The sequence below is a fragment of the Bradyrhizobium australiense genome (genome assembly GCF_013114825.1).
Taxonomy (GTDB): Bacteria; Pseudomonadota; Alphaproteobacteria; order Rhizobiales; family Xanthobacteraceae; genus Bradyrhizobium; species Bradyrhizobium australiense.
Window position 1 is genome coordinate 51,191 of sequence record NZ_JAAVLX010000006.1, and the last position, 21,770, is coordinate 72,960.

Annotated in this window: 21 protein-coding genes; 11 read left to right on the plus strand and 10 right to left on the minus strand. The window is 63.3% G+C overall.

All coding sequences use genetic code 11. The features are described from left to right. The first annotated feature begins 26 nt into the window (after positions 1–26). Both HCN58_RS18965 and HCN58_RS18970 read left to right on the plus strand, forming a co-directional pair. On the plus strand, positions 27–1,055 hold the full coding sequence (locus tag HCN58_RS18965) for a peptidoglycan -binding protein (protein ID WP_171580902.1): 1,029 nt from the start codon (positions 27–29) through the stop codon (positions 1,053–1,055). Beyond that, complete coding sequence (locus HCN58_RS18970) at positions 1,055–1,498, plus strand: GNAT family N-acetyltransferase (RefSeq protein ID WP_311966839.1); 444 nt, start codon at positions 1,055–1,057, stop codon at positions 1,496–1,498. The genes HCN58_RS18965 and HCN58_RS18970 overlap by 1 nt, the downstream gene beginning before the upstream one ends. A 106-nt stretch (positions 1,499–1,604) precedes the next feature. On the opposite strand, the gene HCN58_RS18975 is transcribed toward HCN58_RS18970, so the two are convergent. Further along, a complete protein-coding gene (locus HCN58_RS18975; protein ID WP_171580903.1) occupies positions 1,605–3,461 on the minus strand; it encodes an ABC transporter ATP-binding protein/permease in 1,857 nt (618 codons plus the stop codon). A gap of 178 nt (positions 3,462–3,639) precedes the next feature. Between HCN58_RS18975 and rpmE the strand changes: the two genes are divergently transcribed. Beyond that, positions 3,640–3,867, plus strand: a complete 228-nt coding sequence (rpmE, locus tag HCN58_RS18980) for a 50S ribosomal protein L31 (RefSeq protein WP_057833964.1) — start codon at positions 3,640–3,642, stop codon at positions 3,865–3,867. 197 nt (positions 3,868–4,064) lie between these two features. On the opposite strand, the gene rcdA is transcribed toward rpmE, so the two are convergent. Next, positions 4,065–4,577, minus strand: a complete 513-nt coding sequence (gene rcdA, locus HCN58_RS18985; protein ID WP_171580904.1) for a protease adaptor protein RcdA — start codon at positions 4,575–4,577, stop codon at positions 4,065–4,067. 515 nt (positions 4,578–5,092) lie between these two features. Then, positions 5,093–5,284: a DUF1192 domain-containing protein gene (locus HCN58_RS18990; protein ID WP_171580905.1), complete on the minus strand. Its 192-nt coding sequence runs from the start codon at positions 5,282–5,284 to the stop codon at positions 5,093–5,095. A 119-nt stretch (positions 5,285–5,403) separates the two neighbouring features. Between HCN58_RS18990 and HCN58_RS18995 the strand changes: the two genes are divergently transcribed. Continuing rightward, positions 5,404–6,402, plus strand: a complete 999-nt coding sequence (locus tag HCN58_RS18995) for an NAD(P)H-quinone oxidoreductase (protein ID WP_171580906.1) — start codon at positions 5,404–5,406, stop codon at positions 6,400–6,402. A gap of 120 nt (positions 6,403–6,522) precedes the next feature. Further along, positions 6,523–9,399 carry an EAL domain-containing protein gene (locus HCN58_RS19000; protein WP_171580907.1) on the plus strand — a complete coding sequence of 959 codons (2,877 nt, stop codon included), beginning with the start codon at positions 6,523–6,525 and terminating at the stop codon, positions 9,397–9,399. Positions 9,400–9,549: 150 nt separating this feature from the next. Here the strand turns inward: HCN58_RS19000 and HCN58_RS19005 are convergent, their stop codons facing one another. Continuing rightward, positions 9,550–9,807 (minus strand): DUF7662 domain-containing protein, encoded by a 258-nt coding sequence (locus HCN58_RS19005; RefSeq protein ID WP_171580908.1) that lies wholly within the window; start codon positions 9,805–9,807, stop codon positions 9,550–9,552. 131 nt (positions 9,808–9,938) lie between these two features. Between HCN58_RS19005 and HCN58_RS19010 the strand changes: the two genes are divergently transcribed. Next, complete coding sequence (locus HCN58_RS19010; protein ID WP_210266068.1) at positions 9,939–11,462, plus strand: GGDEF domain-containing protein; 1,524 nt, start codon at positions 9,939–9,941, stop codon at positions 11,460–11,462. Positions 11,463–11,596: 134 nt separating this feature from the next. Here the strand turns inward: HCN58_RS19010 and galU are convergent, their stop codons facing one another. After that, positions 11,597–12,475, minus strand: coding sequence for a UTP--glucose-1-phosphate uridylyltransferase GalU (gene galU / locus HCN58_RS19015; RefSeq protein WP_171580909.1), 879 nt, complete (start codon positions 12,473–12,475; stop codon positions 11,597–11,599). A gap of 254 nt (positions 12,476–12,729) precedes the next feature. On the opposite strand from galU, the gene HCN58_RS19020 reads away from it, so the two are divergent. Together HCN58_RS19020 and HCN58_RS19025 are read left to right on the plus strand one after the other, a co-directional pair. Further along, positions 12,730–14,112: a lytic murein transglycosylase gene (locus HCN58_RS19020; protein WP_171580910.1), complete on the plus strand. Its 1,383-nt coding sequence runs from the start codon at positions 12,730–12,732 to the stop codon at positions 14,110–14,112. 156 nt (positions 14,113–14,268) lie between these two features. Further along, positions 14,269–15,984 (plus strand): SGNH/GDSL hydrolase family protein, encoded by a 1,716-nt coding sequence (locus HCN58_RS19025; RefSeq protein WP_171580911.1) that lies wholly within the window; start codon positions 14,269–14,271, stop codon positions 15,982–15,984. A gap of 108 nt (positions 15,985–16,092) precedes the next feature. On the opposite strand, the gene HCN58_RS19030 is transcribed toward HCN58_RS19025, so the two are convergent. Together HCN58_RS19030 and HCN58_RS19035 are read right to left on the minus strand one after the other, a co-directional pair. Beyond that, positions 16,093–16,467 (minus strand): CsbD family protein, encoded by a 375-nt coding sequence (locus HCN58_RS19030; RefSeq protein WP_171580912.1) that lies wholly within the window; start codon positions 16,465–16,467, stop codon positions 16,093–16,095. Positions 16,468–16,548: 81 nt separating this feature from the next. Next, the gene (locus HCN58_RS19035) at positions 16,549–17,283 is read right to left on the minus strand and encodes an SDR family NAD(P)-dependent oxidoreductase (protein WP_171580914.1); all 735 of its coding nucleotides are present in this window, start codon (positions 17,281–17,283) and stop codon (positions 16,549–16,551) included. Between the two features lie 111 nt (positions 17,284–17,394). On the opposite strand from HCN58_RS19035, the gene HCN58_RS19040 reads away from it, so the two are divergent. After that, complete coding sequence (locus tag HCN58_RS19040) at positions 17,395–18,174, plus strand: SDR family NAD(P)-dependent oxidoreductase (protein WP_171580915.1); 780 nt, start codon at positions 17,395–17,397, stop codon at positions 18,172–18,174. 98 nt (positions 18,175–18,272) lie between these two features. Next, positions 18,273–19,160, plus strand: a complete 888-nt coding sequence (locus HCN58_RS19045; protein WP_171580916.1) for a TauD/TfdA dioxygenase family protein — start codon at positions 18,273–18,275, stop codon at positions 19,158–19,160. 143 nt (positions 19,161–19,303) lie between these two features. Here HCN58_RS19045 and HCN58_RS19050 read toward each other — a convergent pair whose 3' ends face one another. Next, positions 19,304–19,954, minus strand: coding sequence for a YqgE/AlgH family protein (locus HCN58_RS19050; protein WP_171580917.1), 651 nt, complete (start codon positions 19,952–19,954; stop codon positions 19,304–19,306). Positions 19,955–20,091: 137 nt separating this feature from the next. Between HCN58_RS19050 and HCN58_RS19055 the strand changes: the two genes are divergently transcribed. Next, a complete protein-coding gene (locus HCN58_RS19055) occupies positions 20,092–20,928 on the plus strand; it encodes a protein-disulfide reductase DsbD domain-containing protein (protein ID WP_171580918.1) in 837 nt (278 codons plus the stop codon). 121 nt (positions 20,929–21,049) lie between these two features. On the opposite strand, the gene HCN58_RS19060 is transcribed toward HCN58_RS19055, so the two are convergent. Both HCN58_RS19060 and HCN58_RS19065 read right to left on the minus strand, forming a co-directional pair. Further along, positions 21,050–21,304 (minus strand): hypothetical protein, encoded by a 255-nt coding sequence (locus tag HCN58_RS19060; RefSeq protein WP_171580919.1) that lies wholly within the window; start codon positions 21,302–21,304, stop codon positions 21,050–21,052. A gap of 89 nt (positions 21,305–21,393) precedes the next feature. Continuing rightward, on the minus strand, positions 21,394–21,591 hold the full coding sequence (locus HCN58_RS19065; protein ID WP_171580920.1) for a hypothetical protein: 198 nt from the start codon (positions 21,589–21,591) through the stop codon (positions 21,394–21,396). Positions 21,592–21,770: the final 179 nt, after the last annotated feature.

A 21,770-nucleotide genomic window follows, 5' to 3' on the forward strand; every position in this document is an offset into this window, starting at 1 on the left:
CCGGGACACGATACTGGAGATGATAAATGGCCCTCGCCCGTGCCCGCCGCAGTGAATCCGGCTTCAACTACTGGCCGGGGTTCGTCGACGCGCTGTCGACGCTGGTGCTGTCGATCGTGTTCCTGCTGTCAGTGTTTTTGGTGGTGCAATTCTTCCTGTCGCAGGAGGTCACCGGCAAGGACAAGGCGCTCGAACAACTCAACGCCAAGATCGCGCAGCTCAACGACCTGCTGTCGCTGGAAAAACTCGGCAAGATCACGCTGGACGACCAGCTCGCGCAATTGCGCGCCGGTCTCGCCGCCGCGGAAGGCGAGCGCGACCGCATCAAGGGGCTTTACGACGGGCTGGCCGGCGCCGGCGGCGACGCCCAGGGCCGCGCCAACGAGCTCAACAAGGCGCTCGAATCCGAAAAGGCGGTAACCTCGCGCGCGCTCGCCCAGATCGAGGTGCTGAACCAGCAGATCAGCGCGCTGCGCCGGCAGCTCGCGGCGCTCGAGGAAGCGCTGGAAGCCTCCGAAAAGCGCGACAAGGAATCGCAGGGGCGGATCGCCGATCTCGGCCAGCGCCTGAACGTCGCGCTGGCGCAGCGCGTGCAGGAATTGTCGCGCTACCGTTCGGAATTCTTCGGCCGCCTGCGCGCTATTCTGGGCAATCGCCCCGATGTCCGCATTGTCGGCGACCGCTTCGTATTCCAGTCGGAAGTGTTCTTCGATACCGGCCAGGCGCTGCTGCTCCCCGAGGGCCGCGCCGAACTCGACAAGCTCGCCACCGCGCTGATCGATCTGGACAAGCAGATACCGAGCGAGATCGGCTGGGTGCTGCGGGTCGACGGCCACACCGACATGCGGCCGATCAACTCGCCGCTGTTCAAGTCGAACTGGGAATTGTCGTCGGCGCGCGCCATCTCCGTGGTGCAATATCTGGTTTTCCTCGGCGTTCCCGCGCAGCGGCTGGTCGCCGCCGGTTTTGCCGAATTCCAGCCGCTCGACTCAGCACCCAACGAAGACGCCTACAAGCGCAACCGCCGCATCGAGCTGAAGCTGACGGAACGATAGTGGTATATTCCACTCGCTTCTATCAAGCAGAGGATGAAGCAGCGGCAATCGAGCTGTGGCATCGCACTTGGCAAGCGGCCTATCCTGATATCGACTTCGCCTCACGGCTGGAATGGTGGCGCGAGCGCTGGCGCAAGGATCTCGTACCGAAAGCCGAGATTATGGTCGCGGAACAAGACGGCGCGCTGGTCGGTTTTGTCACCGTCGACCGCGAAGGCTATCTCGACCAGCTCGTGGTTGCGCCGGAACACTGGGGCTCAGGCGTCGCTTACCTGTTGGTCGAAGAGGCCAAGCGCATCTCTCCGAAGGAGGTCACGCTACTCGTCAACAAGGACAACGCGCGCGCCATTCGCTTCTATGAGCGCAACGGCTTCGTACACGCCGGCGAGGATGTGAATCCGACCTCGGGACGGCCGGTGCTGAAGATGATGTGGAAGCCTTAACGCTACCACCGTCATGGCGAGGAGCGAAGCGACCAAGCAATCCATTTCACCGCTTGCGGCACCATGGATTGCTTCGCTTCGCTCGCAATGACGGAGAGAACGCCAATCAAATCCCCTCGAACTGCAATCGCGCCAACCGCGCGTAAAGCCCGTTGGCCGCAACAAGCTCGGCATGCGTGCCCTGCTCGACGATCTTGCCCTGGTCCATCACCATGATGCGGTCGCAGGACAGCACGGTGGCGAGGCGATGGGCGATGACAAGCGTGGTGCGGTGGCGCATCAGTTCTTCCAGGGCGGTCTGCACCAGCGTCTCGCTTTCGGCATCGAGCGCTGACGTCGCTTCGTCGAGCAGCAATAGCGGCGCGTCACGCAGGATGGCGCGGGCGATCGCGATGCGCTGGCGCTGGCCGCCGGATAGCGTCACGCCGCGCTCGCCGAGTTGCGCCTCGAAACCGCCAGGCAGGCGGCGCAGGAATTCGGTGGCATGGGCGAGATCGGCGGCGCGCTCGACCTCGGCGTCGGTGGCATCGGGCCGGCCGAAGCGGATATTTTCGCGCGCGGAAGCCGCGAACACCACCGAGTCCTGCGGCACCAGCGCAATCCGCGAGCGCACATCAACCGGATCCGCCGATTTGATTGGTACGCCGTCGAGCGAGATCGTTCCCTTGGCCGGATCGTAGAACCGCAGCAGGAGATGAAACAGCGTGCTCTTGCCCGCCCCTGAGGGACCTACGATCGCGACCTTCTCGCCCGCCTTGACCGACAGCGAAACATTGTCGATCGCAAGCGCGTCCGGCCGCGCCGGATAGGCGAAGCTGACCTGCTCGAACCCGACGTCGCCGCGCGCAGGCTGCGGCAGCGCGACCGGCTGCGGCGGCGCCGTGATCTGCGACTTGACCCGAAGAATTTCGAACAGCCGTTCCGCCGCGCCTGACGCGGCAGAGACTTCGCCCCAGACCTCGCTGAGCTGGCCGAGGCCGGTGGCGGCGAAAGCCGCATACAGCACGAACTGACCGAGGCGGCCCGGCGTGATCTGGCCGGTCAGCACGTCGTGCGAACCGACCCAGAGGATCGCCACCACACTGGAGAACACGATGAAGATGATGATCAGCGTCAGCACGGCGCGCGCCCGCGTCGAGCTGCGCGCCGCCTCATAGGCCTGTTCGACCTCGCCGCCGAAGCGGGCCGTGGCCATCCGCTCGCTGGTATAGGCCTGCACGGTCCTGATCGCACCGACCAGTTCGGAAGCGTAGGCGCTGGCGTTGGCGAGCGTATCCTGGGCGTTGCGCGACAGCCGCCGCACCCAGCGTCCGAAGGCGACCAGCGGAATTACGATGACAGGGATGGCCAGCAGCACGAAGCCGGAGAGCTTCGGACTCGTGATCACCATCATGGTGGCGGCGCCGATGAACAGCATCATGTTGCGCAGCGCGATCGACACGGAGGCGCCGACCGCTGACTTGATCTGGGTGGTGTCGGCGGTCAGCCGCGACACCAACTCGCCCGAGCGCGCAGTATCGAAGAAGGCGGGCGACAGCGAGATCAGATGCGCGAACACGTCGCGCCTGAGGTCGGCGACGATGCGCTCGCCGATCGTCATGACCAGGTAGTAGCGCGAAGCGCTGGCGGCGGCCAGCACCGCGACGACCGCGATCATGACGCTGAAGTAGCTGTTGATCAGGGCGATGCCTTCGGGGCTGAAGCCGAAATCGATCATGCGTCGGACCGCGACCGGCACGACCAGCGTGGTGATCGCAGCGATCGTCAGCGAGATGAAGGCGAGAGCCGCGCGTCCGCGGTAGCGCGCGACATAGGGCGCGAGCGCCAGCAGCGGCCGCAGCCTGGCGCCGGTCTGGACCGGCGACTGCGTCAGTTGAGCCTCGATGAAGGCCTCTTCTTCGAGCAGGGCGTCGCGCCGTGGGGGCGCGGTTTTGACGTCTTCAAGCTGTTCCGCTGCGCTCATGAAATCCGCCCGGTTTTGCCGCCCCCAGATAGGCCCCGCAGACCCCTCTGGCAAATCCGGGAGATTCCCAATCCGGGACCACACGTAGCTTGTTTTGGCAGCCGCCTTACGTTATAGAGCCGCCAAATCCCGTATCCCCGACATTTGAGATGGGCGCCGGCGCGCCGAAGGATATGCCATGAAAGCCGAAATTCATCCGAATTATCATACGATTACGGTCGTGATGACCGACGGGACCGAGTATCAGACCCGCTCCACCTGGGGCAAGGAAGGCGACAAGCTGAACCTCGATATCGATCCCAAGTCGCATCCGGCCTGGACCGGCGGCTCGCAGCAGATCCTCGACCGCGGCGGCCGCGTGTCGCGCTTCCAGAAGAAGTTTTCGGGCTTCCTCAAGAAGGACTGAGGGCTCGCCCCTTCCCCGTTTTCCATCCAGAATGCAAAACGCCCCGGGGTCTCCTCCGGGGCTTTTTTGTTTGCGGGTCACGCCGTCATTCCGGATCGTGCGCCAGCACCAGACCCGGAATCTCGAGATTCTCAGGTGCGCAATTGCGCACCGTACTTCGCTTCGCGCCCCGGAATGGCGGCGGTGATCGCTTCGAATTACTGCTCGAACGCCGCTTTCAATCGATTGAGCTGCGGCACCAGCGGGTTGCCGATCGGAGCACGTTCCGCGGGCGCCGCGTGGATCGAGATGTCGAGGCGACGGACCCGCGTCTGCAGACTCATCGATCGCGCAATCAGATCCTGCAATTGCTGCGGGAGCTTCGCGATCATGTCCTCAGGCCCGGGATCGGCGGCCGTGAGCTTGACCTTGGTCTTTTCCCGATTGGCTTGAGTCAGCGTCATCTCGCCTTCCTTGACCGCGCGATGCAGCAACAGCCATGACGCAAGCTGCATCAGGCGGGTGGTCAGGCGCATGCTTTCGGTTGCGTAAGTGAGGCTGACAGAACGTTCGAGCGCCTTGGCTTCCGTGCGGCCGTCGCCGTCGAGATAGGCGGCGGTTTCCTCGACGAGATCCATGCCTTCCCGGAAGAGAGTTCCGAACGCCGCCGAATTAGTCAGCCGCTCGCTGAACAGAACGAGCGCGGATTCGCTTTGCGAACGGTCCGCCATGGTTAACGCCCTCACGCCACTATTTGCCCCACCGGCTGTGAACCACCGGCTTATGATGAACAAATCATTGCTCGGACCAAGTCGAGAGTCCAGCGGCAACCGGATTTATGGTTTCCAGCTCGTGGGGGCACAAAATAGCCGCGGAGAGCACAAAAAAGAGCCGCCGTTTCCGGCGGCTTTTGAAGTTGATAACAGGGAGGCGTCAAACAGAGTGGACAGGAGCCACTCGGTGTCCAAACGAGGACGATGACAGTCATAATCGAGAAAGCTTAACGTATCGTAAACGAACGATTATCTTTAGGCTTTGTTTGCCATGTCGGCCATTGGCCGAGTTTGATGTTTACTCCAAACGCTGTCGTCCGTGCGAACGCAGGAACCCATAACCACCGGCGGTTATGATGGAGGAAAAGTCGGCCAGCGGCCTGCCACAAGATAAGCCGCGGCGTCTGAGTCCCGATCACGTTCGCTGCGCTCATCGTCCGGGACGGCGGAGGAGAGAGGTCGCGGCTTGAATTCTACGTCTTGAAAAAGCTGTTTGCCGCATCTTTCGACGCGCGCTTTTTGGTGACGGCTTGTTGCAGTCGTTCGATTTCCGAATTCAACAGCGCAATGCGCTCGGTCAATTCCTCGACGGACAGCAGCGACAGGTCCTGCCCGATCTCATGGCTGATTTTCTTCCGTGGCTTGTCATCATCCTCGATCGCCATGCGCTTCCTCCTTCGGCCAGTTCGTAACGGCTTGCTGATCCCCCAAGCGGTTGCCAGCCGGAGCCGGGCTGGCTAATCAGGGACCGCCTTCAATTCTCAGCCTTTCGCAAGGACAAATCATGGAAAAGCTGCCCGCGCAAATGACCGTCATCGGCATCAGCAAGCCAGGCGGCCCCGAGGTGTTGCTGCCCGAAACCCGCAGCGTTCCAACGCCCGGTCCGGGTGAAATCCTGGTCAAGGTGATGGCCGCCGGCGTCAACCGTCCCGACGTGGCGCAGCGTTCCGGCGCTTATCCACCCCCGCCCGGCGCCAGCGACCTGCCCGGCCTTGAAATCGCAGGCGAAGTGGTGGCGCTCGGCGAAGGCGCCAAAAAGCACAAGCTCAGCGACAAGGTGATGTCGCTGGTCGCCGGTGGTGGCTACGCCCAATATTGCATTGCGCAAGACGCGCAGGCGATGGCGGTGCCGCCGTCGCTATCCATCCTGGAAGCCGGCGCGATCCCGGAAACATTGATGACTGTGTGGCACAATGTGTTTGAGCGCGGCGGGCTCAAGCCCGGCGAAACACTTCTGATCCACGGCGGCTCATCCGGCATCGGCACCATGGCGATCCAGCTTGCGAAAGCGTTCGGGTCGAAAGTGATCGTGACCGTCGGCTCGCAAGAGAAGGCCGATGCCTGTCTCAAGCTCGGCGCCGATCGCGCGATCAACTACAAGACCGAGGACTTCGTCGCCGTGGTCAAGGCGGAGACCAACAATGTGGGCGCCGACCTGATCCTCGACATGGTCGCCGGCGACTATGTCGATCGCAACTATGACGCCGCCGCGGTCGACGGCCGTATCGTGCAGATCGCAACCCTCAACGGCCCCAAGGTCAGCGTCAACATTGCCAAGGTGATGGTGAAGCGGCTGACGCATACCGGCTCCACGTTGCGCCCCCGTACTAATGCGGATAAGGCGGCGATGGTGGCGGCGATCGAGGCCAAGGTGATGCCGCTATTGCGCGAGGGACGTGTAAAACCGCTGATGGACAGCTCATTCCCGCTGGAAAAAGCAGCCGACGCGCACCGGCGGATGGAAACGTCAGCACATATTGGCAAAATTGTGTTGGCCGTCTAGCCGATCGCGAGCGAAGCACGGGTGGAAACCCTTTGATTTGCTTCGCTTTCATGTCATTTATCGCGGCAACGCCGACCCGTTCGCTGGGCCGGGAGAATCGCTGGTCGCGGAGTACTGACATTGCGTCTGATCAGGTGCCTTGCGCTGGTAGCGCTGGGCCTCATGATTGTTGCGGCCGCGCCTGCGGCGCATGCCATCGACGCGGTCAGCGTCCGCAGCGACGCGCCTGCCATCGATCTCACCGCCGTGCTCGACCACCAGCGCAGCGAAACCGATCGTATCCAGGTTTCGACGGCGCCGGGAACTGACGGCATCGTCCGCCGCATCGAGGTCCGCGCCCGCGAGGGCGGACAGAACTGGGTGGTATTCGCGCTGGCCAACAACACCGACGACCAGCTCGACCGCCTGATCGTCGCCCCGCATTATCGTATCGTGTCGTCGGGTCTGTTGTGGCCCGACCTCGGCCTGTCGCGCATCGCGACAATCACGCCGTCGACCGGCGACCGTCCCGAGCGCCAGGAAAGCGCGACCGCTGACATCTTCCGCATCACGCTCGACCCCGGCGCCGTCATCACCTTCGTGGCGGAACTGCGCACTGACAAGCTGCCGCAGCTCTATCTCTGGGAGCCCGACGCCTACAAGGACAAGGTCAACTCGTTCACGCTTTACCAAGGCATCGTGATCGGCATCTCCGGCCTGCTGGCGCTGGTGCTGACGATCCTGTTCGTGGTGAAGGGCAGCATCATGTTCCCCGCCGCCGCCGCGCTTGCCTGGGCGGTTCTGGTCTATATCGGCGTCGATTTCGGCTTCTGGGGCAAGGTGCTCGACATGTCGAACAACGCCGAGCGCGTCTGGCGCGCGGCCGGCGAAGCGATCCTGGCGGCGACGCTACTCGTGTTCCTGTTCGCCTATCTCAATCTCAGTCGCTGGCATGTGCGCTATTCCCACATCACCGTCGGCTGGCTCGCTTTCCTGGGCTCGCTGGTGGCGCTGGCGCTGTTCGATCCGGCGGTTGCCTCCGGCATTGCGCGCATCTCGCTGGTGCTGATCGCCTTCGCCGGTTTTGCGCTGATCGTCTATCTCTCAACGCATGGTTTCGACCGCGCGGTGCTGTTGATCCCGACCTGGTTCCTGCTGGTGGTCTGGGTGATCGCGGCAGGCATGACGGTGGCGGGCAGCGTCACCAACGACATCGTCGGTCCGGCGCTACTCGGCGGCCTCGTGCTGATCGTGATGCTGATCGGATTTACGGTCATGCAACACGCGTTCGCCGGCGGCGGTGCGACCACCGGCATCGTCTCCGACATCGAGCGCCGCGCGCTGGCGCTGACCGGCTCCGGCGACCTGATCTGGGACTGGGACGTTTCCGCCGACAAGGTGTTCACCAGCCCGGAGACCGAAAGCCTGCTCGGGCTGAAGCGCGGCACGCTGGAAGGTCCCGCCGCAAAATGGCTGGAGGTGCTGCACCCGCTCGACCAGGATCGCTTCCGCGCGGCGCTGGACAGCGTGCTCGATCAGCGCCGCGGCCGGCTGGTGCAGGATTTTCGCCTGCGCACGCCCGATGGCCATTTCATGTGGTTCGCGCTGAAGGCGCGCCCGGTAGTCGGCTCCGACGGCGAGGTCTCGCGCGTGGTTGGAACGCTCACCGACGTCACCGAAATCAAGAACGCCGAAGAGCGCATGCTGCACGACTCCGTGCATGACAACCTCACCGGCTTGCCCAATCGCAAACTGTTCATGGATCGCCTCGGCGCAGTGGCCAATTTCGCCAAGAGCATGCCGAACCTGCGGCCGACGCTGATGGTGATCGACCTCGACCGCTTCAAGCAGGTCAACGATTCCGTCGGCATCGCGGTCGGCGACTCCATCCTGCTGACGCTGGCACGGCGGCTGACCCGCATCCTGAAACCGCAGGATACGCTGGCGCGGCTGGCCGGCGACCAGTTCGGCCTGATCCTGATGTCGGAGCAGGACCCGGCGCGCATCACTGCCTTCGCCGAAACCATCCGCAAGACCATCCGCGCGCCGATCGCCTTCAACGATCGCGAGATCTTCCTGACCGCTTCGATCGGGCTCGCGCTGTCGGATCCGCAGGCGCAACTGTCCGACGAGATCATCAAGGACGCCGAGCTTGCGATGTATCACTCCAAGCGGATCGGCGGCGACCGCATCGACGTCTATAAGCCGGCCATGCGCGCGCGAAAGACCGACCGCCTGACGCTGGAAAGCGAATTGCGCCGCGCCATCGAGCGGCAGGAAATCACCATTCTCTACCAGCCGATCGTGCGGCTGGAAGATCGCTCGATCGCCGGCTTCGAGGCGCTGGCGCGCTGGGATCATCCCAAGCTCGGCCGGATGTCGCCGTCGGAATTCATCTCGATTGCGGAGGAAATCGGCCTGATCGTCGATCTCGGCATGTTCGTGCTGGACCAGACCGCGCGGCAGCTTTCGGTGTGGCAGCGCGCGATGCGCTCGCGCGAGCCGATCTTCGCCTCCGTCAACGTCTCCTCGCGGCAATTGCTGCGGCACGACCTGATCCACGATATCCGCACCGTGCTGTCACGCTCGTCGGTGGCGCGCGGCACGCTGAAGCTGGAGCTCACCGAGTCGCTCGTCATGGAGAATCCGGAGCACGCCGCGCAGATGCTGACGCGCATTCGCGAACTCGGCACCGGACTGTCGCTGGACGATTTCGGCACCGGCCATTCCTCGCTGGCGTACCTGCAGCGCTTTCCCTTCGATACCATCAAGATCGACCAGTCCTTCGTGCGCACCACCAGCCGCGGCACGCGGCCGGTGATCCTCAAATCGATCATCGCGCTGGCGCACGATCTCGGCATGGACGTGGTGGCGGAAGGCGCGGAGACGGATTCGGACGCGGTCGAGCTCTATCAATTGGGCTGCGAATATGCGCAAGGGTTCGCCTTCGGCGAGCCGATGGACGCGGATGCCGCGATGCGGCTACTCACGGAAGAACGGCTGGAAGCGGCGAGTTAATCGCGGTGCAAGTAATGCACCGCCCACCACGGTCGTCATCCCTGCGCAGGCGGGGATCCAGTACGCCGCGGCTCCTCGGCTCTATCCCTGACTTTCTGGAATACTGGATCGCCCGCCTTCGCGGGCGACGACAGCTGAATTTTGCGGCACTCACCGCTTCACCGGCATCCGCTTGAATTTCACGCTCTTCCCATCCGCCTGCCGCGTTGCGATGTAGCCGGCTTCCAGGCAGGCCTGGCGCTGCGGCATCTTCTCCTGCGGGCTGCGCAAGGTTTCCCACCACGATGCTCGATGTGCGGCGCGCGGCAACGCCGCATCGATGATCTCCTCGATCTGTTCGAAGCTCAGCACGAATTCGGTGCGCGCCTGCGCCCTCAGATAGTCCCGTAGCGGATCATAAACGTTCACGCGTATCCTCAATGGCGAATTGCATAAAACCGTCGACGCCTGCAACCAGGCATTAACTCTCTATCATATCGCCGCCGCCGCTTAAGGCCGCAACAATTTATCCGGCGCATACCGGAAGCTTGGAGCGGACGATGCTATTCGGACGGCGCAGAGACGTGGTCAACGGTTTGTTCAGAAAAGACGCCGGCCGCCGGCCCTGGCGGCTGTCGGCAAAACTCTTGATCGCTTCGTCGATCGCGACCGTGATCGGCTTCTCGACGATTTGCGCCAGCGTCATGCTCGACATGCGCCGCGGTGAGGAAGAACTCGCGCGGCAGACGCTGGAAAATCTCGCCTCGAGCATCGACGCCGATATCAACCGGAATATCGAACTCTACGATCTGTCACTGCGTAACGTGGCCACCAATCTGGTGATGCCGGAGATCGAAAAGGTCAGCAAAGAGATTCGCCATCTGATTCTGTTCGACCATGCCGCGACTGCCAGGCATTTCGGCGCGATCCAGGTGTTCGACGCGCAGGGCAAGCTGATCATCGATGCAGCAAGCCTCGATCCGGTGCCGGAGGATCGCAGCGATGAGGAGTACTACTTCGTCCATCGCGACAAGCCCGACGTCGGCTTGTACATGAGCCGCCCGATGCTGCATCGCAGCGCCTACTCGATCGTACTCAGCCGACGCATTACAGACGCTGATGGTGGTTTTCTCGGTGTGGTCGTGGGCTCGATCCGCTTCAGCTATTTCCACGAACTGTTCGGACGGCTGACCCTCAACCCCGGCGACACGATCACCGTGCTGCGCCGCGACCGGACGGTTATCATGCGGACGCCGTTCGACCTCGACATCATCGGCAAGAATTTGGCGGAGCGGAAAACCTGGAATCCGGCCAACCTGAAGGAGGGCGGAAACTTCGCCGGCGTCGGCCCGGTGGATCCGACACCGCGGCTTTACGTTCGAAGCGCCAGCACGAGCCTGTTCTTTGTCGTGGTCGGAAAGCCGCTGGCAAGTGTCCTAAGCCTCTGGCACGGTGAGGTGATCCGGATCGGAGCGGTCATGCTGGCCCTGATCCTGTTCGTGCTCGGCACCACACTGTTCCTCGCGCGCGAGATCGGCCGCCGCGCCGAGGCCGAGGAAAAGCTGGAAGAGCTTGCGACCACTGACGCGCTCACCGGCCTGAAGAACCGGCGCAAATTCGATTCCGAAATCGACCTGGAATGGCGGCGGGCGGCCCGCAACCAGACCCCCGTCGCGGTGCTGATGATCGATGCCGATCATTTCAAATCCTACAATGACACGTTTGGACATCAGGCTGGCGACCAGGTGCTGGTCGGCATTGCGATCTGCATTTCCGACTCGGTGCGGCGGGCCGGCGACTGTCCGGCTAGATATGGCGGCGAGGAATTCGCGGTACTTCTGCCTGGCCTCTCGGCGGTGGAAGCGTTCACCGTCGCCGAGATCATCCGCCTGAAAGTCGAGCAATGGGCGGAAGACCCCAGCGTGACGACCGTTAGCATCGGCGTGGCAAGCATGACGCCCACAGCGGTGATCGATTGGTCCTATCTGATCGAAGCGGCCGACAAGGCGCTCTACGCAGCCAAGGCCAACGGTCGCAACCAGTCGGTGGTCGCCGCGATCCCGCAGCTTGCGCTGGTGGCTTAGGCTATCTCGTCATGCCCGCGAAAGCGGGCATCCGGTACGCCGCGCCGCTTCCGATCATCACTAATGCCGCGGAGTACCGGATCATCCGCTTTCGCGTATGATGACAGCGGAGACGCTGATTGCGTCCCCGCCTCCTATTCCTCCAGATACTTCTTCATCTCCGCGCGCAGGCCGTCGCGCAGCTCGGCGCGGGCCATGCCGTAGGCGATGTTGGCGCGCAGAAAGCCCGACTTGGAGCCGCAATCGTGACGTTCGCCCTCGAACTCGACGCCGTAGAATTTTTGCGTCTTGGCGAGAGCTTTCATCGCATCGGTGAGCTGGATCTCGTTGCCCGCCCCACGTTCCTGGGTTTCGAGAATTTTGAAGATCTCCGGCTGCAGGATGTAGCGCCCGGTGATGGAGAGATTTGACGGCGCCGTGCCTTTCGGCGGTTTTTCCACCATGCCGTCGACCTCGAACATGTTTTTGGCCAAGCGTTTGCCGACGCCGCAAATGCCGTATTGGTGGGTGAGATCGTCTGGCACCGCCTCGACCGCGAGCAGGTTCGACTTCCCGCCGAGCTTTTCTGCCGCATCGATCATCTGCTTCAGGCAACCGGGCGTGTTCAGCACCAGTTCGTCCGGCAGCACCACGGCGAACGGCTCGTCGCCGACGATGTCGCGCGCGCACCAGACCGCGTGGCCGAGGCCGAGCGGCGCCTGCTGGCGGGTAAAACTCATCGCACCCGCCTCGGGCTGATCGCGCGCCAGAATGTCCTGCTCGGTCTTCTTGCCGCGCGCAGCCAGCGTGGTGTCGAGTTCGAACATCCGGTCGAAATGATCTTCGATCACGCCCTTGTTGCGCCCGGTGACGAAGACGAAATGCTCGATGCCGGCCTCCTTGGCCTCGTCGACCACGTATTGGATCAGGGGCTTGTCGACAATGGTCAGCATTTCCTTCGGCATCGCCTTGGTGGCGGGCAGGACGCGGGTGCCGAGACCGGCGACCGGGAAAACGGCTTTACGGATTTTCATGGGATGTCGGGCGCCTTGACATTGAGAAATTTGGAAATGCGGAAAGTGCTTTGATTGCACGTTGATAGTCGGTTTGCACCCCTGAACAAAGGCGGATGTATGGTGGCCTTCCCGCCTCCCTTGCACCTCCCCTTGCGCGCGCCGGGCACGACAACAAAATGCCCTCTGTTAAGCTGTTGGAAACCGTGACAGGGCCTTCTGGCACGGGGTTGGTTGCGACGGACGGGTACGGCATGGGTCTTTTGGAACGAGCGATGAGCAATCGAACCGGCGCGATCATAATCGTGGCCGCGGTGTTGTGTTCCTATCAGGCCGCTTTGGTCAGCCCGTCTCATGCCCAATCCGCCGGCAGTGACGGTATTTCGAACTTTTTGGGCAACATCTTCTCCGGGCCTAAGTCCGGCCAAGCGCCGCAGGCCGCGCCGGGCCCGGACGGCGGCCCGCCGCCCTGGAGCGGCGAGGACGGCGCCTCCGGCCATCCGCTGATGACGGCAGCCGCGATCCGGCAGGCGGCGGCGAATTTTCAAAACTGCGTCGCCTCGATGTGGCCCGATGCCGCACGGCGCAACATCACGCAGCAAAATTTCGAGCGCTTCACCGCTGGCCTCGAGCCCGATTTGCGCATCATGGACCTGATGGATTCGCAGCCCGAATTCACCAAGGCGGTCTGGGACTATCTCGACATCCTCGTAAACGACAACCGCCTGGCCAAGGGTCGCGAGATCCTTGCCAAGTACAAGCCGCAATTTGACGCGGTGGAGAAAGCCTACGGCGTCGACCGCTACATCATTGCGTCGATCTGGGGCATCGAATCCAACTACTCGACGCAGATCGGCGACCGTAACGTCGTGCAATCGACGGCGACACTTGCCTGCGTCGGCCGTCGCCAGACCTATTTCAAGGACGAATTCCTCACCGCGTTGGAAATCCTCAACCGCGGCGATCTGCGCCCCGAACAGATGCGCGGCTCCTGGGCCGGCGCGTTCGGGCCGACGCAGTTCATGCCGACCGCCTTCAAGCGCTACGCGGTGGATGGCGATGGCGACGGCCGCCGCGACGTCGTCGACAACGCCGCTGACCTGATCGCCTCCACCGCCAACAACCTCAAGAAGGACGGTTGGCAGACCGGGCGGAGCTGGGGCTACGAAGTGGTGTTGCCGGAGGGTTTTAATTTCATGCTGGCGGACAAGTCCAAGGCGATGACGATTGCGCAGTGGCAGAGCCAAGGATTGAAGCGGGCCGATGGCCAGCCGTTTCCAGACACAACCGAGAAGGCCTATCTGCTGGCGCCGGCCGGCATGCAGGGGCCCGGCTTCCTGATGCTGCAGAATTTCCGGGTGATCATGAAATACAATCCGGCGGAGGCCTATGCGCTGGCGATCGGCCACTTTGCCGACCGCCTGCGCGGCGGGGCGCCTTTCGTGCAGCCCTGGCCGCGGCAGGAACGGGTGCTGTCGCGGGCGGAGCGGCTGGAACTGCAGCAGCTCCTGGCCCAGCGCGGCTTCTACAAGGGCACGCCGGACGGCCAGTTCGGCGGCCAGACGCGGGAGGCGCTCCGCAGCTTCCAGGCCTCCATCGGGGCGCCGGCGGACGGATTTGCCTCCTCTGACGTGCTGGAGCGACTCAGGGGGCGGTAAACCGCGCTTTCGCCGTCAAACTAACCTGAAAACCACGATTCCGCAGAAGCCTTGACGGCCGGGCCGGAACCCCGGTTTATGGGGAAAATCTGCCCGCTTGCGGCCCGATTCCGCTACTATATTTGACGCTTCACGATCCATTTGCGACCGAGCCGGATGCGAAAGCCAAAGTCCTTTTTGCGCGTGTTCACCGACACCGGCCCGCTGGTGGCGCTGGCGGTTGCGATCGCGCTTCTGGTCGGGATCGTGGGCCCTGCCTCCGCGCAGTTTTTCAATTTCGGCGGCTTTGGCGGCCCGCCGCAGCGGCAAGCGCCGCAGCGTGGCGGCGGCTGGTTCGGCGGCGATTTCTTTTCACCCTTTCAACAGCAGGCACCGCAGGCGCCGCGCCAGGATTTCTCCCGCGCGCCCGCGCCGGCCAAGCGCGACACGGTGCCGGAACGTAACGTGCTGGTGCTGGGCGACGCCATGGCGGACTGGCTCGCCTATGGCCTGGAAGACGCCTATGCCGAGCAGCCCGACATGGGCGTAATCCGCAAGCACAAGACCGTCTCCGGCCTGATCAAGTATCAACCGCGCGGCGAGCCTGCCGATTGGGTGGCGGCTGCCAAGGGCATCCTTGCCACCGAAAAGCCGGACGCCATCGTCGTCATGCTCGGCCTCAACGACCGCCAGGCGATCCGCGAGCCGGTCACCGAGAAGAAGACCGACAAGAAAGAAGACAAGAAGGACGCGCGCGGCAAGACCGATGCCAAGCCAGCAGATGCAAAGAAGCCGGAAGGTTCGGCTGATGCGGCAAAACACGACGACAAGCCGATCGACGCCGAATTGTCGCCGGACGACGCGGCCGACAACGACACGCCACAAACCGCCGCGCCCGATAAGACTGCGCGCTCCGGCGGCGGACTCTACGAATTCCGCGACGAGCGCTGGGTCGAACTCTACGCCAAGAAGATCGAAGAGCTGATCGGCGTGCTGAAATCCAAGGGCGTGCCGGTATTGTGGGTCGGCCTGCCGGCGATCCGCGGGCAAAAGGGAACGGCCGACATGCTGTTCCTTGATGCGCTGTATCGCGACGGTGCCGGCAAAGCCGGCATCACATATGTCGATATCTGGGATGGCTTTGTCGATGAAGCCGGCCGCTTCCTGCAGAAAGGTCCCGACTTCGAAGGCCAGATCCGCCAGTTGCGCACCGCCGATGGCGTCTTCTTCACCAAGCCCGGCGCACGCAAGCTTGCGCATTATGTCGAGCGCGAGGTGACGCGCCTTTTGGCCGCACGCTCGGGGCCGATCGCCGTGCCGATCGAACCGGCAACGCCGGAGGCCAATGTCGCGCCCGGCCAGCCTGCGCCGCGTCCCCTCGCAGGACCGGTCATGCCGCTGGTGGCGTCGTCCGTGGGCACCGATCAGTTGCTCGGCGGTCCAGGCTCGCGTCCAGCGGCGGTCGATGCGCTCGCCGCCCGCACGCTGGTGAAGGGCGAAGCACTGGCGCCGCCAGCCGGGCGCGCCGACGACTACCTGTGGCCTCGCCGGGAAATCGGCCGCGAGCCGGCCAAGGGCGATACGCCGGTGGCGGCCACCTCGCCGAGCGGTACCACGGCAGCCGCCCCTGCACAGAAGCAGCTTTTGCTGCCGCCGCCGCAGCAAACCTTGCAGCAGCAGCAAAAGAGACAGCCGCCGATGCAAATCCGCCCGGCGCAAAACAACGGTCCGTCACTGCGCGATTTCTTCGGCGGTTTCGGCGCGGCGCCGCGGCCGCCTGCACCGCCCGCGGCTGCACCGCCGCGTGGACCCGCTGCTGCTCCGGGCGCGCCGCGTCCGCCGGGTAATGTCGGGCGCTCGGCAGAGGTCCCGCCGGGCAATTTCATGCGATGATCACGCAGTCCCCATGGTGAGGAGCGCGTCTTCGCGCGTCTCGAACCATGAAGCTCCGATGCCACCATCCTTCGAGACGCGGCCAAGAGGCCGCTCCTCAGGATGAGGTTAGCCGTAATAGCGCCAGCGCGGCGGCGGGCGGCGCGGCGGGCGCGTCATCAAGAGCGCCAGGGCAAACCCAATGCCACCGGCAACCAACAGCGCGCCGAGCGGATTTTCCTGCACGGTTTTCGCCACCGCGTGCTGGCCGCTGCGAACGGTGTCGCCGCTGTTCTCATAAGCATCCTTGGCATAGCCGACCGCGGCATCGGTAGCATCGCGGGCGACATCCTTGGCCTGGCCGTAGAGATTTTGCACCGTGCCGGCCGCTTCGCGCACGCGGCCCTCGGCTTGCGTCTTCGCATCGCCAGCCATGTCGCCGGTAGTACTTTCGACCTTACCCGCAAAATCCTTGGCCGAACCAGCAATCCGATCCTTGTCCATCGCGGTCACTCCTGTTTTCAGCAGATGTAACCGACGAGACGCGCCCGGGTTCCTGCCGCACTCGAAACGCCGGTGCAGGGCTCACAGGATCAGCCCGCCATCGACCACGATGGTCTGGCCGATGATGTAGGACGACAGCGGGGAGGCCAGGAACAGCGCTGCACCGGCCATGTCGGCCGGCGTGCCGAGCCGTTTCAACGGGATCCGCTCGAGCGCACCTTCGAGGCGTTTCGGATTGGCGGTGGTCGCCTTGGTCATCTTGGTGTCGACCAGCCCTGGCGCGATGCCGTTGACGCGGATGCCGCTTTCGGCCCACGCCTCGCCGAGCGTGCGGGTCAACCCAACTGCGCCGGTCTTCGAGGCGTTGTAGGCCGGATTACCCATGGTGGAGTGATAGGCGGCGGTCGAACTGACGATGATGAGCGAGCCTTTGCTGGCGCTCAGCATCGCATGGAATTTGGTCGCACAGGCCATCAGGCTCATCAGGTTGACTTCCACTACCTTGCGAAAGCCAGCCATCTCGAATTCGCCGCGGCGGTAGATCACCGCGCCCTGCGCCAGCACCAGCACGTCGAGTTTCGCGAAGGATGGCTGGAAGGATTCAATGGCCTGCGCGTTGCTGACGTCGAGCCGGAAATAATCGAGACCTTCGAGATGCGATCCTTCATCGGGCGAATAATCGGCAGCGCTCGCGCGGGTACCGCACACAGCAACATGCGCGCCCTTGGCGCGGAAGGCGTGCGCGATGCCGTTGCCGATGCCGCTGGAGCCGCCGATCACCAGCACGTGCCTGCCGCTGAAATCCAGTTCGTTCATCCCTGCGATCCTTTTCTTGGTTGCGTTTTTGGCTTCGTTTGACCTGTCTGAGGATCGGTGCCAGCCTTGTCAATCCTGCAACGCGCCCAGCCTTCATTGCCCGGACCCGTCATGTCAGATTTCAAAGAGCTCAGCCGTTCGGTCAAAGGTCTGACCGTTCTTGTCACCGGTGCCGCCAGCGGCATGGGACGCGCCACCGCCCTTGTGTTCGCGGCCGAGGGCGCCAACGTCGCCGTCACCGATCTCAACGTAGACGCCACCGAGAGCGTCGCCGGCGAGATCCTGGCAAAGGGCGGCTCGGCGAAAGCATGGGCGCTGGATGTCACCAAACCTGACGAGATCATCAAGGTAGTCAACGAGATTGCCGCGCATTTCGGCTCCCTCGATATCGTCATCAACAATGCCGGCATCTCCGTGCGCGTGGCGATCGACGACGACGGTTATGAAGCAGCCTGGGACAAGGCGCTCACCGTGATGCTGACGGCGCATCCGCGAATCATCCGGGCCGCGTTGCCGCATTTGCGCCGATCGAACAATCCGCGGATCGTCAACATCGCCTCCACCGAAGCGCTCGGCGCGACGGCGCTGCACAGTCCCTACTCGGCGGCGAAAGCCGGGGTCACCGGCTTGACGCGCTCGCTCGCCGTCGAGCTCGGCCGCGAAGGCATCACCGTGAACTGCATCTGCCCGGGGCCAATCCGCACCGCGATCACCGAGCGGATTTCCGAAGAGCACAAAACGATCTACGCCAAGCGCCGCACCGCACTCGGCCGCTACGGCGACCCGGAGGAAGTGGCGCATATGACGCTGAGCTTGTGCCTGCCCGCCGCCTCGTTCCTGACCGGCGCGGTGATCCCGGTCGATGGCGGGCTGATGGCGCGGAATGCGTAGCGGGCATGCGTCCGCAGCGTTGACTTGGGCATTTCGGAGAGTAATTTTTCTCGCAAACAGAACGGGCAAAACCGCCCGCCGGTTTCGGGAGAGACGCCATGACGGTTACGATCCGCCAGCTTCATCCGCATTTTTTCGGCGAGGTTTCGGGCGTTGATTTGCGCAAACCGCTGACGCCGCAGGAGGCGGCGGATATCGAAGCCGGTATGGACAAATATGCCGTGCTGCTATTCCGCAATCAGGACATCACGGACGAACAGCAACTCGCATTCGCGCTGAATTTCGGCGAGCGCGAAGATGCTCGCGGCGGCAATATCGTCAAGCCTCAGGATTCGCGCCTTTCGACCGGCCTTAACGACGTCTCCAACCTCGGCAAGGACGGCAAGCCATTGCCGCGCGACAGCCGCGCGCATCTGTTCAACCTCGGCAATTGCCTGTGGCATTCCGACAGCTCGTTCCGCCCGATCCCGGCAAAATTTTCGCTTTTATCGGCGCGGGTGGTGAACCCAAAGGGCGGCAACACCGAATTCGCTGACATGCGCGCGGCCTATGACGCGCTCGACGACGAGACCAAGGCCGAGATCGAGGACCTGATCTGCGAGCACTCGCTGATGTATTCGCGCGGCTCGCTCGGCTTCGTGGATTATACCGATGAAGAAAAGGAAATGTTCAAGCCGGTGCTGCAGCGGCTGGTGCGGACGCATCCGGTACACCGCCGCAAGTCGCTGTATCTGTCGTCGCACGCGGGCGCGATTCTGGGCATGAGCATGCCCGAGGCGCGGCTTTTGCTGCGCGACCTGACCGAGCATGCCACGCAGAAGGAATTCGTCTACGTCCATAAATGGACCGTGCATGACCTCGTGATGTGGGATAACCGCCAGACCATGCACCGGGTGCGGCGCTACGACCAGTCGCAGCCGCGCGACATGCGCCGCGCGACCGTTGCCGGCACCGAGCCGACGGTGACGCAGCAGGCAGCGGAATAATACTCTCCGTCGTCCCGGCCAAGCGAAGCGCGCGAGCCGGGACCCATAACCACCGACTTACGTTGTTACGCTGGAAAGCGGCGCCAGCCTTCGCAATCACCCACGCTCGTGGTTATGGGTCCCTGCGTTCGCAGGGACGACAACTAAGCGTGCCCGGCTTCGTTCGACAGCATGCCGGGGTCGATGCCGATCTTGCGCAACGCGCGCGGATATTTTTCCTCGACGTCGTCGCCGAAAATCAGATCCGGGTCGGCGTCGCAATGCAACCAGCCATTGTGCTGGATCTCGCTCTCGAGCTGCCCGGGCGCCCAGCCGGCATAGCCGAGCGCCAGGATCGCGTGCTTCGGCCCGGCGCCCCTGGCGATCGCCTTGAGGATGTCCACCGTCGCGGTCAGGCAGATGCCGTCGTCGATATTCAGCGTCGCGTCCTTGATGAAAAAATCGCTCGAATGCAGCACGAAGCCGCGGCCGGTATCGACCGGGCCGCCCTTCAGCACCTGCATGGTCTCGGCGTTTTCCGGGAGCTTGATCTGGTCGGCCTTCTCGATGATGTCGAGTTGCACCAGCAATCCGGGAAAGTCGATGCTGCCGGCCGGACGGTTGACAATGATGCCCATCGCCCCTTCCGACGAGTGCGCGCACATGTAGATGACGGAGCGCTCGAAGCGCGGATCGCCCATCACAGGCATGGCGATCAGCAGCCGGCCGTCCAGATAACCCTCGCCGGACGAATTATCGCCAAAGCCAGCGGTTTTGCGGCGGACAGGCTTCGGTGTCTTGCCTTCAGGGCTCATCCGCAAAGGCCTTTCTCTTGCAGGTCCATATCCTGATATCGGGTACGGCTTCTGTCAATCAAGCTTCCGGCATCATTCGGCTGCCGATCACATGCAATTCAATGGTTTGCATCGAAAGTTGCATGTAAAGACGTGCCATGAGCGTCATAGTTCCCCTGCGCGCCGCACTCGGCGTCGTCGCCTTGTGTGTTGCGTGTGCGGCGTCGGAGGTTCGCGCCGAGGATGCCTCGCCGTGGCAACGCGACGCCCATTCCGCAGTCCGGTTGCTGGCAGGATCGCGCAGCGGCACGGTGCTGCTCGGCGGCGTAGCCATCCAGTTGCAGCCGGGATGGAAGACCTATTGGCGGACGCCTGGGGATTCCGGCGTACCACCCCGCTTTGACTTCTCCAAATCGGACAATGTCGAAGCCGTGACGGTGCTGTGGCCGGCACCGATGAAATTTGATGACGGCGCAGGCGGCACCGCGCTGGGATACAAGCAGCAGGTCGTGCTGCCGTTGCGGATTGTCGCAAAGAATGTCGACAAGCCGGTGACGTTGCGGGCCAACATCAGCTACGCGGTTTGCGAGAAGCTCTGCATTCCCGTCGAAGCCCATGCCGAACTCGCTTTTGCCAGCGTGGCAAGCACCGAGGACGGCACGCTGTCCGATGCGCTCAATACGGTGCCAAAGCCGGCCAATGTCGGCGATCCCAATCCGCTGACCATCCGCGACATCAAGCGCGAGGGAAAGAGCAACGTCTTGGTCGACGTGACCGCGCCCGAGGCCAAGGAGGTCAGCCTGTTCGTCGAGGGACCGACGCCCGACTGGGCGCTGCCGGTTCCCAGGCTGGTGGAGCAAAGCCAGCCCGGCGTCAAACGCTTTGCCTTCGAACTCGACGGCCTGCCGCCCGGCGCCAGCCCGGAAGGCGCCGCACTCAAACTGACGCTGGTCGGCGGCGACCGGGCCTATGAGTTCAACGTCAGTTTGAATTGATGCGACCTGCCGTCCCTGCGGATGTGCGCAATCGCGCCACGTGTTTCCGTCCCGGTGCAGCGGCTTTCTAGCTCGAGGAGAGCCGGCGCTTGGCAGCTCTCTTCTTCAGCAACGTGTACGCCTAGCCTTTCTGCCCGCTCATTTGCTGAGCGCGCATATAGCTCTTGCAAGCGCTACGCATGTCGCCCTTTGCCATGGCGGCATTCACCGCGCCGATCTCCCTCATCATCGCCGCCTTACCTGGAGTATCAGGCATAGCGTTACTGGACGTGACGAGCTTGGCCATGTTTTCGCTTGTGCAAGCCGTCTTCTGGGCAGAAGCCGGGCTGACAGCCAGCGCGGTAGTGATCGTTACAGCGGTGACAAGCAGTTTCATATTTTTCCTCCCCGACCGCACCATGCGGCCGAAGCTCAAAATTACAAAAAACCGGAAAAGTTCCGCCAATCCGGGGCCCCAACATCAAGCTACGAAACCGGGGATACCTGCACGGCTGGCGGGGCTGTGCGGGTCGGTATGGGATCGGGCGTCATGATGAGATAGAGCGCGCCGGCCACCAGCATGATGGCGGCCATCGCCAATCCCAACATGGCCAGGACCAGATCGTTCGGATCATCCATCTCGCGGCCCGGACACGCGGGCTGTTCGGGTGGGTCGGCAGCCATCGCCTTTGGCTATCCGCGCGAGCGCCTGTAATGAATAACGGCGGGTCCGAAGACCTTTGGCTATCCGCGACATGCGCCATTGTGAACGGCGGGCGATGGCTCCGCGGCATCAAACGACGGGCCGGCAATTTTGTTCCTGAGAGGCTTCATCGTGCCGCCGTCAGGCGGCAGCAATTCAG